Consider the following 14,095-nt stretch of genomic DNA (forward strand, 5'->3'; position numbering starts at 1 on the left):
CAAATCCCGTATCTTTGCGGTTGAATCGCCACACAATAATTAATCCGTATCATGGTGGAAACCACGACGAAAACGTACGTTCCGTACAAAGTAAAGGACATGAGCCTGGCCGAGTGGGGCCGCAAGGAAATCCGCCTCGCCGAAGCCGAAATGCCCGGTTTGATGAGCCTGCGCGAGGAATTTGGCGCGGCGCAGCCCTTCAAAGGGGCCCGCATTGCCGGCTGCCTGCACATGACCATCCAAACGGCCGTGCTCATCGAAACCCTCAAAGCATTGGGCGCGGAGGTGACGTGGTCGTCGTGCAATATCTTCTCGACCCAGGACCACGCCGCTGCGGCCATTGCCGCTGCCGGCATCCCGGTGTATGCCTGGAAAGGCATGGACGAGGCCTCTTTCGACTGGTGCATCGAGCAGACGCTGTTTTTCGGTGAAGACCGTCAGCCGCTGAACATGATTCTGGACGACGGTGGTGACCTCACCAACATGGTGCTGGACCGCTACCCCGAGCTGGCCGCCGGCATCAAAGGTGTTTCGGAAGAGACGACGACCGGCGTGCTGCGTCTGTATGAGCGTGTGAAAAACGCCACGCTGCCCTTCCCCGCCATCAACGTTAACGACTCGGTGACGAAGTCGAAATTTGATAACAAGTACGGCTGCAAAGAGTCGGCCGTGGATGCTATCCGCCGGGCTACCGACACGATGATGGCTGGCAAAGTGGCCGTGGTGGCCGGCTACGGCGACGTAGGAAAAGGCACCGCCGCCTCGCTGAGCGGCGCGGGTGCCCGCGTGATTGTAACCGAAATTGACCCCATCTGCGCCCTGCAGGCGGCCATGGACGGCTACGAAGTGCGCAAGATGAAGGACGCCATTCCGCGCGCCGACATCGTCATCACCACCACCGGCAACTGCGATATTATTCGCGAGGAGCATTTCCGCGCCCTGCGCGATAAGGCAATTGTCTGCAACATCGGTCACTTCGATGATGAGATTGATATGGCGTGGCTGAACTCGAACTACGGCCACACCAAAGACACGGTGAAGCCGCAGGTGGATATCTACACCATTGAGGGCAAAGAGGTGATTATCCTCGCCGAAGGCCGCCTCGTAAACCTGGGCTGCGCTACCGGCCACCCCTCGTTCGTGATGTCGAACTCGTTCACCAACCAGACGCTGGCCCAGCTGGAGCTGTGGGAGCGTGGTGCGCAGTACGAAAACCAGGTGTACACCCTGCCCAAGCACCTCGATGAGAAGGTGGCCCGCCTGCACCTCGCCAAAATCGGCGTGGAGCTGGACGAACTGACCGCCAAGCAGGCCGACTACATCAAAGTGCCGGTAGAAGGTCCGTTCAAATCGGATTTGTACCGCTACTAGTAGTTAACCGTAGTATTGAAAAAGGCCGGCTCACGCAAGTGAGCCGGCCTTTTTGTTGTTGATAAAACTGAATCAGGCGATGGGCTGACTAATGAGCGCCGCCCGTACGGCCGGTGCCACCTGCGTGCCCAGCAACTCGATGGACCGTAGCACGCTTTGGTGCGAAATGCCTTCGATGACGAGTTGGGCCAGGAAACGGGTGTTGTTGAACAGCTTGTGCTGGTAGAGCAGCTTGGCGATGATATCCTGCGGGCTACCCACCAGGAGCGGACCCTGCGGGCCGCAGAGATAGTCGAAGTGGCGGCGGTCCATAGGGGACCAGCCGCGCTCACGGCCGATGCGGTTCATGAGCGTGGAGTAGGGCGGGAAGAATTCGTCGCGGGCCTGCTCGGCGGTATCGGCGAGGTGCAGGTGGCAGTTGATGGCGAGTTGTAGCGACTCTATGTCGTAGCCAGCTTTCTGGGCCGATTCGCGGTAGAGCTCGGCAAACGGCACGTATTGCGCGGGCGCGCCGCCCAAGATGGCAATGGTAAGCGGCAGGCCCAACTGCCCGGCCCGAATGACGGACGCGGGCGTGCCGCCCACGCCAATCCAGACTGGGATTTTGGCCTGCGCCGGGCGTGGGTACACGCCTTTGGCCTCAATAGAAGCGCGGTGCTTGCCCTGCCAGGTTACCACTTCGTTGTCGTTGATTTTGAGCAGCAGCTGGAGCTTCTCAATGAACAGTGCGTCGTAATCCTTCAAGTCCTGCCCGAACAGTGGGAACGACTCGATGAAGGAACCGCGTCCGGCAATGATTTCGGCCCGGCCGTTGGAAATGAGGTCGACGGTGGCGAAGTTCTGGAAGGTGCGGACCGGGTCGACGGAGCTGAGGACGGTGACGGCGCTGCTCAGGCGGATGCGCTTGGTGATAGCGGCGATGGCGGCCAGGATGACTTCAGGGGCCGAGATGATGAAATCGGGGCGGTGGTGCTCGCCGAGGGCCAGCACGTCGAGGCCAGTTTCATCGGCCAGCTTGCCCATGGCTAGGAGCTCCTGCATGCGTTGGGCTGCGGCGTGGTCCTGGCCGGCTACGTGGGCGGGGGCGATTTCGCCAAATGAGCTGATGCCTATTTGCATATGATGGGATAAATTGATAGGGAAAGAACTGGGAAGCGTTGGGACAGCGAAAGGTTTTAGGGATAGTAAAACGTCATGCTGAGCGCAGTCGAAGCATCTTTACCGCCAGAGTAAAAATTACTGCTGCGGTAGAGATGCTTCGACTGCGCTCAGCATGACGTTCTTTTTTGTTCAAATAAACTGGCTACTTCACCTCCGGCGTCACGCCCATGTTGGCGTAGCAGAAGCTCCAAACGTCGGCCCACTCGTCGATTTGCAGCTTGGTGCTTTTGCCCGCGCCGTGGCCGGCGTTCACGTCCACTCTAATCAGGGTGGGGTTGGGGCCGGTGTTAGCGGCCTGCAGGGCGGCGGCGAACTTGAAGGAGTGCGCGGGTACCACCCGGTCGTCGTGGTCGGCCGTGGTTATCATGGTGGCGGGGTAAGCGGCGGGCTTCAGGTTGTGCAGGGGCGAGAACTTGCGCAGGTTTTCGAACTGCTTCTGGTCGGCCGAGGTGCCGTATTCGGGGGCCCAGTTCCAGCCGATGGTGAAGGTCTGGTAGCGGAGCATATCCATTACGCCCACAGCGGGCAGGGCTACTTTGCAGAGGTCGGGGCGTTGGGTCATGGTGGCCCCTACGAGCAGGCCACCATTCGAGCCGCCCGCGATGGCGAGGTGGTCGTAGTCGGTGTACTTGTTGGTTTTGAGGTACTCGGCGGCGGCGATGAAATCGTCGAACACGTTTTGCTTGTTGGGCGTCATGCCGGCTTTGTGCCAGGCCTCGCCGTACTCGCCGCCGCCGCGCAGGTTAGGGATGGCCAGCACGCCGCCATTTTCCAGCCACAGCATACGGGCCACCGAGAAGCTCGGCGTGAGCGAGATGTTGAAGCCGCCGTAGGCATAGAGGTAGGTGGGGTTCTTACCATTCAGCTCCACGCCTTTTTTGTGGACGATGAACATGGGAATCTTCGTACCATCCTTGCTGGGGTAAAATACCTGCGTGGTCACGTATTCCTGCGGGTTCACGTCCACTTTCGGGGCGCGGAAAACGGTGCTGGTGTTGGTGGCGAGGTCGTACTTGTAAATCGTGGTGGGGTAGGTGAACGAGGTGAAGGCGTAGTACACCGCCTTGGCATCGCGCCGGCCGCCGAAGCCGCTGGCCGTGCCGATGGCCGGCAATTTCACGTCGTGCTCAAACTTGCCTAACTCCGAATACACCTTCACCTGCGAGCTGGCATCGTTCAGATAATCCGCCACCAGCTTGCCGCCTACCTGCGTCACGCTTTCCAGCTTGTTCTTGCTTTCGGGCAGCACGTCGTGCCAGTTCGCTTCGGCGGGCTTCTTCGGGTCGATGCGGATGACGCGGTAGTTGGGGGCCTTATAGTTGGTGTACACCAGCACCTCGCCGCCCACGTTGCCGATGACGTTGTTGTTGAATTCGTAGCTCGAAATGAGCATGGTCCAGGTTTTGGCCTGCTTGGGGTCGGTGAGGTCGCGCACCAGCAGCTGGTTGCCGTCGGCCTTGCCGTCAGTGAGCGTCAGGGCCAGGAACCGCTCGTCTTCGGTGGCCGTGGCGAAGCGGAAGCCGAGGGGCATTTTGGGGTTTTCGTACACCAGCTGGTCGGCGCTTTGGGGCGTGTTCAGCTTGTGGAAATAGACTTTGTGGAACTCGTTCTTGCCCGAGAGGCCGTTTTCGCCGGCCTTGGGCGCGTCGTAGCGGCCGTAGTAGAAGCCGTTTTTGGTCCACGAGGTGCCGGAGACTTTCACCCATTCCAGGGTTTCGGGCAGCAGCTTATTCGTCGTCAAATCCATGATGCGGACCTTGTGCCAGTCGGAGCCGCCGCCGCTGGTGGCGTAGGCCAGGTAGCGGTGGTCGTTGCTGAACTCGGTGCCGGCCAGGGCGGTGGTGCCGTCGGCCGAGAATTTGTTGGGGTCGAGGAGGACCTGCGGCTCCTCGGTGCCGCGCTGGCGGTAGAGCACGGCCTGGTTCTGCAGGCCGTCGTTTTTGCTGAACACCAGCTCCGCGCCCACCTGCTCGGGCACGCCAAACCGCTCGTAGTTCCAGATTTTGGTGAGACGCTCGCGGATTTTATCGCGGAACGGAATCTGCTTCAGGTAGCCAAAAGTCACTTCGTTCTCGGCCGTCACCCAAGCCTTGGTTTCGGGCGAGTCGAGGGCTTCGAGCCAGCGGTAGGGGTCGGCCACTTTGGTGCCGAAATAGGTGTCGGTGAAGTCGGTCTTGCGGGTTTCGGGGTATTTCACGGGGGGCAGGGGAGTGGGCAGCTCCAGGCCGGCGCGACGGCTGGGCTCGCCTTTTTCGGGCACGGTGGTTTCGGTGAGGGCCTGGTGGTTGGGGAGGGTGTTGCGGGCGGGCGGGGCAGTGGCCCGGCAGGCCGTGGCCGCCGCCAGAACGGCAACCAGAGGTAAAACAGCTTTCATATGGTTTGGGAAGAATAAAAGAACGTCATGCAGAGTGCAGCGAAGCATCTCGCGTGCAACAGTGACTCAATCGATTGGATTACTTACTACAAGCGAGATGCTTCGCTGCGCTCTGCATGACGTTTTGCTAGTCCAGCTGCACATCATCAGCCACCGCGCCGCCCTGACTGCGGGGAGTAGCATCAGGCGCGGGCGCGGCTTCTGTCACCGCCGCATCCGCTGTAGGTTGGCTGATGGCGGAAGCCACCAGTTCGGGCAGGTTGGCGCGCAGCCAGCGCAGCTCCTCGTCCACGCGCTGGCTCACCAGGCGCTCCACTTCCAGGCGCTGGGCGGGGCTGAGCCGGTCGAGAACCGGCTGGGCGGGGGCATTGTTGGCCTCGGGCGCGGCCGAAGCGGCGAGTATCAGGGCTTCGGCGCGTTTCACGCGGGCCACGGAGTCGGCCACGGCGGCGCTGGTTTCAGCGGCGGCGGCTTGGGCGGCGGTGGCGGCCTGCTTGGCCAGGAGGGTTTCGCGGCGCTGCTGGCGGCGCCACTGGCCCAGCGTCACGCGCAGCATGATGTAGAGCACCAGGCTCAGAATGCCCAGAATGAGCGCCAGCGGGGCCGCAAACCGGTAGAGCAGGCTGCCCGGGCCGGTAGCGGGCAGGGCCACGGCCGAGGTGCCGGCGGCGTCGCGCTCGGCGGCGGCCTGGGCTTCGGCGGCCTCGGCCGGGCCGGGCGCGCCGGGGGCAGTGGCGGCGGTATCGGCCACTTCGGGGGCCATCGCGGCCGAGACTTCGCCCAGCGGCGTGCCCGAGGTCACGTAGTTGGTGAGGGCGGTTTCGAGGGCGGCCACGCGGGCCATGCGGGCGGGGGCTTTGCGGCGGGCAGGCGAGCTTTTCAGCTTGCTTACAATGGCTTTGGTGAGGGCGGCCAGCCGGGCGGGGTTGTCTTTCTTGCCCTGATAAATGGCGCCCCGGCCTTCGATGGACTGGTAGAGCACGCTGTACACGCGCAGGCTGTCGGGCCGGATGCTGGCGGCCAGGGCGTCGAGGTTGCCGCCGTCGCAGCGCACGGTGCTTTTGAGGTTGGGCCGGCCGGCATCATCGTACACGAAGCGCACCGTGGCGCACCAGATTTGCACCTTGGATTCATCAAGCGAGGGCTGGCCGAGGGGCGTTTGGGCGCGGGCGGTGAACAGAACAAGAGCCAGCAGAAAGGCCAGAACGGGGCGGAAAGTCATAAGCAGCGCGATTTTACCGGAAAAGTACGGTTTTGGGCGCAACTTATTAGGGTTTTCATACTATCGCCCCACGGTGGCAGTACCCACCGGGCCAGGCCAGGGCTGAGCCGGCCAAGTGCAGGTGTTGCCCAAATGCCCCGCCGGGGAAATAGCGGAAGCATGGCTTTCACATAATATTGATTAACAATATTTATTTGAGGTTGGATATGATTAAGTTTGGCCAGGTATCTATCATAAAATCAGAAATTCATGTTTTGCAGCCGTTTCAATCCTTTTCTACCCCGGCCAGTAGCCGGTTTTATGGTCTTTCTGTTGATGGTTTTGCTGGAGGCCTGCGCCCCGCGCATGGCCCGCAAAGCCTTGGAGCGTGACCCCGATGGCGATGGCGTGGCCCTGGGCCAGGACAAATGTCCCGACACGCCGGCCGGGGTAGCAGTGGATGCCAACGGTTGCCCCCTCGATACCGACGGCGACGGCGTGGCCGATGCCCAGGACCGCTGCCCCACCGCCAAAGGCTCACCCGCCCTGTCGGGCTGCCCCGACCAGGACGGCGATGGCGTGGCCGATGTCCAGGACCGCTGCCCCACCCGGCCCGGACCGGCCTCCAACAAAGGCTGCCCGGAAATCCGCGTGACCATGAGCCCCCGGCCGGCTCGCGACCCCATCGAACAGATGGTGCAGGCGCAGGAGCAAAAGGAGAAAGCCAAACGCATGGTCACCGTTTTCTTCTGCACCAACCGCAATCTGCTGCCCGTAAACCCCAAGGCCAGGCAGGCCATTAATTTTGGCAAGGAAAAGGCCATTACCCGGTATGGCACTTGCCAGGTCAGCATTCCGCGCGACCACAAGCTGGGGCAGGTGGAGCTGCCGGCGACCTTCATGGGCTACGAAATCGGGAAGCCCAACCCGGCCAAACACCTCATCCTGGAGTCAACCAAGCTGCTCTCGCAGGAGGATTTGCTGAACCTGATGAACTACAAAAGCGACGCGTCGGCCAACCGGGATGCGTTCGTATTCGTGCACGGCTTCAACAACGACTTCCGGACGGCGCTGTTTCGCACGGCCCAGTTCACCTACGATTTGGGCTTCAAAGGGGCTCCGCTCTTGTTTAGCTGGCCTTCGCAGGGCAGCGGCCTGGCTTACCGCATCGATGAGAAGCGCAATCAGGCATCGGTGGCGCAATTTGAAGCCTTTATGCGCACGTTTCTGCAAAAATCCTCGGCCACCAACATCTACCTGATTGCGCACAGCATGGGCAACCGCATTATGCTGGCCACGCTGCAAGACCTGATGCAGAAGGAGCCGCAGTTGTTTCGCAACCGCCATGTGCGCGAAATCGTGCTGACGGCCCCCGACATCAGTGTGGCGGATTTCAAGACCAAAATTGCTCCGGTTATCAACGGCAAGCTGAACGTGACGCTCTATGCTTCCAGCAACGACAACGCGCTGCGGTTGTCGCAGCGCATCAACCATAACATGCGGGCCGGGCAGGCGGGGCCTGGGATGCTCCTGATGCGCGGCGTGGAGACGATTGATGCCACGGGGGTGTCAACCGACTTTCTGGGGCATTCATACTTTGCGTCCGAAGGCACCGTGATGAGCGACTTGCACTACCTGTTTGTGGACAGCATGCGCGCCGGCAAGCGAACGTGGCTGATGCAGCCGAAAGGCAAATCCTACTGGACGTTCCGGCGGCCGCTAAAGCGCTGATTTTAAAGAGTGGGGTTGGTGCGTGTTGGCGTTTCTGCTGACATTCTGGGTGAGTGGTTTGGGGCTGGAAACGGGGTGCCGGGGCCTATGAGGCAACCGGGGGCGGCGGGGCGCAGCCCGGGTTAGCTGCCGGGGAGCTACCGCCGGGTGTTTGGCCAGCGCCAGGACGGCAGCCAGGCGGCCGAAATGGTAAAGAACCGAATGACCCTAAAAGAATTACGCAAACAACGGCTAACGCACTAGATTTGCCGATGTGTTTTCCCCGAACACTTTTTTCACCCCCTTTTTCTTTTTTAAGCATGGTAAATCATTTACAAATCACGCCCCGCCGCGCGCGGAGTGGCCGTTGGGCCGGCGCGCTGGCGCTGCTGGCCTGGCTGCTGCCGGCGCTGGGCCACGCCCAGAGCCGGGCCGATGCCTACGGCTTCACCCAAAGCACGGGCACTTACACGGCCATCACCGGCACGGTCATCAGCACCGCCAGCGACGATAACGTGGTGTACCCCGCCACTACGCTGCCCTTCACGTTCACCTACGCGGGCACGGCCTACACCACCCTGCGCATCACCTCGAACGGGTACATCACGTTTGGCGCTACCGCGCCGGGCACTGCTACCTACACGCCCATTTCCTCGACCACCGGCTACGACGGGGCCATCTCCGCGTTTGGCCTCGATGGGGGCGGCCGGAGCAATACGGGGGCGGCCATCAGCACCTCTACCGAAGGCACGGCCCCGAACCGCGAGTTTGTGGTGCAATACGCCAACTGGGGGGCCTACGGCGGCCTGAACGGGGTAGAGAACTACCAAATTCGGTTGGTTGAAACCAGCAACGTTATCCGCATCGTGTACGGCAGCTTCACCGGCCTGGGCACGGGCACCAACCCGCAGGTGGGCCTGCGCGGGGCCGCCGCCACCGACTTCAACAACCGCGCGAGTGCCGTGGGCTGGGACCAGACCAACACCGGGGCCGCCCTCACCAGCACCTCCACGGTAGCCGTGAGCGCCACCCTGATTCCAGCCTCGGGCCTCACGTATACCTACACGCCTTCCGCTAAGGCGGAGCTGCCGGCCATCCGGCCCACGACCACGGCCGTCACGGGCAACTCGGCCACGGTGGCCTTTGTGGCCCCGGCTGCGGCTACCGCCCCCACTTCTTATACCGCCACCGTGACGCCCGCCGTCACCGGCAGCCCCTTCACGGTCACGGCCTCGCCCTTCACCATCACCGGCCTGGCTGCTAATACGCCCTACGCGGTGAGCATTGTGGCCACCTACGCTACCGGAGCTTCGCTGCCCACCGAAACCCGGTTGGTGACGGCCACGGCCTGCGCGGCTCCCACGGCGCTTACCATCAGCGCCATTACCACCACCTCGGCCAGCCTGTCGTTTACCGCGCCCACCTCGGGCGTGGCCAACTACACCGTGACGACGACGCCCGCCACCAACACCTACACCATCACCGATGCCACGACGGCCGCCCCGCTCGTGCTCACCGGCCTCACGGCGGGCACGCCCTACACGGTGAACGTGGTGAGCAACTGCTCCGTCGGGGGCGTTGCGGCCACCGCTACCACCACCTTCACCACGGCCTTTGCCTGCGTGACGCCCACGTATGCCACGCTGCCCTACACGCAGACGTTTGAGAACACCTGGGTGAGCAACTGCGCCCTGCGCGACGTACCCAGCCTGAACTGGAAGCTGACCCCCGGCGCTACCGACCCGGACGCCTCGTTCCGCCGCTACGACGACGGCGTGGCCGGCAACTGGACCGGCGGCTCGACCAACTACGGCTACACGCCGGCCGGCAGCAACGCCGGCGGGGCTACGTCGGCCTTCTCGGCCCGCTACCACTCCGGCAACGTGTCGCCGGTGACGGAATTCGCCTTGTTCGACCTCTACGCCAACGCGGGCGGTAGCACGGGCACGCCCACGCTCACGTTTGATTACATCAATACTTCGGGCTCGGATAAAATTGAAGTGCTGCTGAGCACCGATGGCGGGGCCACGTTCGGCACGCCCTTGTTCACACAAATCCTGGCTGCCAGCTGGACCACCTACACCGTGCCGCTGACCGGCGCCACGGCCACGAGCATCATCCGCTTCCGCGCCACGGGCGACAACGGCAGCACCGACATCGGCCTCGATAACGTGAATGTGAGCTACGTGACTTGCTCCATCGTGGCAAGCCTGGGTGTGGCCAACATCACCGCCACCACCGCCAACGTGACCTTCACCGCTCCGAGCGGCGGGGCCAGCTACACCGTGACCTATACCCCCGCCGGCGGCACGGCTACCACCGTCACGCCCGCCCCCACGGCCTCTCCCGTGCCCCTGACGGGCCTCACGCCCAACACCACCTACACCGTGAGCGTGACCACCAACTGCGCTGGCAGTACCACTTCGGCGGCGGTCACCACTACCTTCACCACCGCCTGCGTGGCGGCACCCTACGTCGCCCTGCCCTACACGCAAACCTTTGAGAGCACCTGGGCCAATGCCTGCGGCACCCGCGATGTGCCCGATGCCAACTGGCGCTCCTCTCCGCTGACGGGCAACAACGCCTGGCGGCGCTTCGACGACGGCACCGCCGGCGGCTGGAGCACCACCAGCGGCGCCTACACCCCGGCCGGCAGCAATGCCGCCGGCGCTACGTCGTCGTTCTCGGCGCGCTTCCACTCCTATAACGCCACCGCGGGCAGCCAGGGCCAACTCGACCTTTATGCCAACGTGAGCGGCGGCACGGGCACAGCCACGCTGACTTTTGACTACATCAACACCTCGGGCACGGATAAGCTGGAGGTGCTGCTGAGCACCGACGGCGGGGCCACCTTTAGCACCACGCCTTTGTTCTCGCAGGTGCTGGCCGCTACCTGGACCCCCTACACAGTGGCCCTGACGGGTGCCACGGCCACGAGCATCATCCGCTTCCGCGCCACCGGCGATGACGGTCTGAGCGACATCGGCCTCGACAACGTGAGCATCAGCTACGTGACTTGCGCACCGCCCACGACGGTGGCAGTACCGGCGGCTAACATTACCACGACTACGGCCCAGGTGACCTTCACCGCTTCGCCCAGCACCCCGACCAGCTACACGGTGACCACCTTGCCGGCCACCACCCAAGCCAACGCCACGACTTCGCCCATCACTCTCACCGGCCTGACGCCCGGCACCACCTACACCGTGACGCTGACTGCCAACTGCTCAGGCAGCAGCGGCAGCTCGACGACCACGGCCCCGGTGAGCTTCACTACGGCCTTCGCCTGCGTGACGCCCACGTATGCCACGCTGCCCTACACGCAGACGTTTGAGAACACCTGGGTGAGCAACTGCGCCCTGCGCGACGTACCCAGCCTGAACTGGAAGCTGACCCCCGGCGCTACCGACCCGGACGCCTCGTTCCGCCGCTACGACGACGGCGTGGCCGGCAACTGGACCGGCGGCTCGACCAACTACGGCTACACGCCGGCCGGCAGCAACGCCGGCGGGGCTACGTCGGCCTTCTCGGCCCGCTACCACTCCGGCAACGTGTCGCCGGTGACGGAATTCGCCTTGTTCGACCTCTACGCCAACGCGGGCGGTAGCACGGGCACGCCCACGCTCACGTTTGATTACATCAATACTTCGGGCTCGGATAAAATTGAAGTGCTGCTGAGCACCGATGGCGGGGCCACGTTCGGCACGCCCTTGTTCACACAAATCCTGGCTGCCAGCTGGACCACCTACACCGTGCCGCTGACCGGCGCCACGGCCACGAGCATCATCCGCTTCCGCGCCACGGGCGACAACGGCAGCAGCGACATCGGCCTCGATAACGTGGGTATCAGCTACGTGGCCTGCGCGCCGGTAACGGCTCTGGCGGTGCCGGCGGCTACCATCACTACCACCACGGCCCAAGTGACGTTCACGGCTCCGGCCAGCGGTTCGACCAGCTACACGGTGACGACTGTGCCGACCACCACCCAGGCCAACGCCACCACCTCACCCATCACCCTCACCGGCCTCACGCCCGGCACTAGCTACACCGTAACGCTGACCGCCAACTGCACCGGCGGCGGCAGCTCGACCCCTGCGACGGCCACCTTCACCACGGCCTTCGCCTGCGTGACACCAACCTACGCCACGCTGCCCTACACCCAGACGTTTGAAAACACGTGGGTGAGCAACTGCGCCCTGCGCGAGGTGCCCAGCCTGAACTGGAAAATGACGGCGGGCAATGACCCCGACGCCTCGTTCCGCCGCTACGACGACGGCGCGGCTGCCAACTGGACGTCGACCTCGTATGGCTACACGCCGGCCGGCAGCAATGCGGGCGGGGCTTCGTCCTTGTTCTCGGCCCGCTACCACTCCGGCAACGTGTTCCCGGTAACGGAATTCGCTCTGTTCGACCTCTACGCCAACATCAGCGCCGGCACGGCCACAAGCGTGCCTACGCTGAAGTTTGACTACATCAATACTTCCGGCTCGGACAAAATCGAGGTGCTGCTGAGCACCGACGGTGGGGCTACGTTCAGCACCACGCCCTTGTTCACGCAGGTGCTGGCCGCCAGCTGGACCACCTACACCGTGCCCCTGACGGGTGCTACGGCCACGAGCATCATCCGCTTCCGCGCCACGGGTGATAACGGCAGCACTGACATCGGCCTCGATAACGTGAACGTGAGCTACGTCGTGACCACTGCTACCACCACGGCCCTCACGGCCACCGGGGTGAGCGTGTACCCCAACCCGGCCCACGAGAGCTTCACCGTGCGGGTGCCCGCCGTGGCCAACGCCACGAGCGTACAGGCCGAACTGCTCAATGCCCTCGGGCAGGTGGTGCGCAAGCAGTCGGTAGCGTTGCCCGCTGCCGGTGCCTCGTTCACGGTGCCTACCGCCGATTTGGCGACCGGCGTGTACACGCTGCGTCTCCGGGCCGGCGATGCCAGCCTGGCCAAGCGCGTGGTTATCAACTAGATTTTCTGAGCCGGCTCCGCGTTGGGGCCGGCTCTCAGGTAGGCTTGATTGAGCATACTAAAAAGCCCCGACTGCACTGGCAGTCGGGGCTTTTTGGTTTTGATAGCAGCGGTAATCGCGCGGCCCGCGCCGTCTTAACTGTAATCAATTTCCGTGTTATCACCGATGTTCAATGAGTGGTTCATGCCCCGGAAAGAGGCGTCGGAGCCCACGATGCAGTCGTGCATCACGGCCGCCCGCAGCTCCGAGTAGCTGCCGATGATGGAGTCGCTCAGGATGCAGTTTTTGACAATGGTTTTGTCGCCGATGGCTACGTTGGGGCCGATGATGGAGTGCGAAATCTGGCAGCCGCGCCCGATGCTGACCGGGGGAATAATAACCGTATCGGGGTATTCGGAATAGTCCTGGCCTTCCAGAAACTCGGGGCGGTTCAGCAGGCGGGCGTTGGCTTCGAGCAGCGTTTCCTTGCGGCCGCAGTCGAACCAGTTGTCTACCGGGCACGTCGTCATCACCTCGCCTTCTTCGATGAGGTGCATCAGCGCATCGGTAAGCTGAAATTCGCCGTGGGTGCGCACGTCCGAATCGATGAGCCATTCCAGGGCCTGAGCCAGCTTTTCAGGGTAGGCCAGCTTGTAGAGGCCCACCATGGCGAAGTTCGATTTCGGAATTTTGGGCTTCTCCACCACCTTGTTTACCCGGCCGCTGTTGCCGGTTTCCACCAGCCCGAACATGCTGGGGGTTTTCACTTCCTTCACGGCGAGTACCGAGCCGGGCGTGGCCATCAGGGCGGCCAAGTCCACGTCCACGATGGTGTCGCCGAGCATGATGAGCACGCCGTCGGGGTCGTGGCGAAACTCCTCGCGGGCCAGCCACAGGGCGTGGCCGATGCCCTCGCGCGGCTCCTGTACCACAAACGTGGCCTTGAGCTCGGGGTACTGGCGGCGCACGTAGCGCACGATTTTATCGCCCAGATAGCCCACGATGAACACAAAATCGGTGAGGCCGGCGGCCTGCAAACGGTCGATGATGTGGCCCAGAATGGTGTTGCCGGCCACCGGCACCAGGCTTTTGGGCTGGGTGTGGGTGTGGGGGCGCAGGCGCGAGCCAATGCCGGCAACGGGAATAACAGCTTTCATGAAACAGGGCTGTGTAATGAAGTAGGCGGGAGGACGATAAATGAAGGCGTTCGGGCCAGCTAAGCAGCAAGCTACAACTACTAGGGCTAAGCTGCGTACTTTGCCCCAAACCCGGTACCCAACCGGGGCAGCGGCCGTAGGTTTGGCCCGCGGCGCTTTCAAC

General features: G+C 63.0%; 7 protein-coding genes. 3 read left to right on the plus strand and 4 right to left on the minus strand.

What is annotated here, in order from left to right; all coding sequences use genetic code 11:
* Nucleotides 1–51 precede the first annotated feature (51 nt).
* Nucleotides 52–1,371 carry an adenosylhomocysteinase gene (gene ahcY / locus AAFH49_RS00210; protein ID WP_342295068.1) on the plus strand — a complete coding sequence of 440 codons (1,320 nt, stop codon included), beginning with the start codon at nucleotides 52–54 and terminating at the stop codon, nucleotides 1,369–1,371.
* 72 nt (nucleotides 1,372–1,443) lie between these two features.
* On the opposite strand, the gene AAFH49_RS00215 is transcribed toward ahcY, so the two are convergent.
* From AAFH49_RS00215 to AAFH49_RS00225, 3 genes are all read right to left on the minus strand, one after another.
* The gene (locus tag AAFH49_RS00215; protein ID WP_342295070.1) at nucleotides 1,444–2,490 is read right to left on the minus strand and encodes an LLM class flavin-dependent oxidoreductase; all 1,047 of its coding nucleotides are present in this window, start codon (nucleotides 2,488–2,490) and stop codon (nucleotides 1,444–1,446) included.
* A gap of 184 nt (nucleotides 2,491–2,674) precedes the next feature.
* Nucleotides 2,675–4,906 (minus strand): prolyl oligopeptidase family serine peptidase, encoded by a 2,232-nt coding sequence (locus AAFH49_RS00220; protein ID WP_342295072.1) that lies wholly within the window; start codon nucleotides 4,904–4,906, stop codon nucleotides 2,675–2,677.
* A gap of 127 nt (nucleotides 4,907–5,033) precedes the next feature.
* Entirely contained in the window at nucleotides 5,034–6,128 is a 1,095-nt protein-coding gene (locus AAFH49_RS00225; protein ID WP_342295073.1) for a hypothetical protein, read from the minus strand.
* 300 nt (nucleotides 6,129–6,428) lie between these two features.
* On the opposite strand from AAFH49_RS00225, the gene AAFH49_RS00230 reads away from it, so the two are divergent.
* Both AAFH49_RS00230 and AAFH49_RS00235 read left to right on the plus strand, forming a co-directional pair.
* Complete coding sequence (locus tag AAFH49_RS00230; protein WP_342295075.1) at nucleotides 6,429–7,838, plus strand: alpha/beta hydrolase; 1,410 nt, start codon at nucleotides 6,429–6,431, stop codon at nucleotides 7,836–7,838.
* A gap of 299 nt (nucleotides 7,839–8,137) precedes the next feature.
* The gene (locus tag AAFH49_RS00235; protein WP_342295076.1) at nucleotides 8,138–12,796 is read left to right on the plus strand and encodes a T9SS type A sorting domain-containing protein; all 4,659 of its coding nucleotides are present in this window, start codon (nucleotides 8,138–8,140) and stop codon (nucleotides 12,794–12,796) included.
* Nucleotides 12,797–12,930: 134 nt separating this feature from the next.
* On the opposite strand, the gene AAFH49_RS00240 is transcribed toward AAFH49_RS00235, so the two are convergent.
* The gene (locus tag AAFH49_RS00240; protein ID WP_342295078.1) at nucleotides 12,931–13,932 is read right to left on the minus strand and encodes a sugar phosphate nucleotidyltransferase; all 1,002 of its coding nucleotides are present in this window, start codon (nucleotides 13,930–13,932) and stop codon (nucleotides 12,931–12,933) included.
* Nucleotides 13,933–14,095: the final 163 nt, after the last annotated feature.

The sequence above is a fragment of the Hymenobacter segetis genome (assembly GCF_038448715.1).
Classification (GTDB): domain Bacteria; phylum Bacteroidota; class Bacteroidia; order Cytophagales; family Hymenobacteraceae; genus Hymenobacter; species Hymenobacter segetis.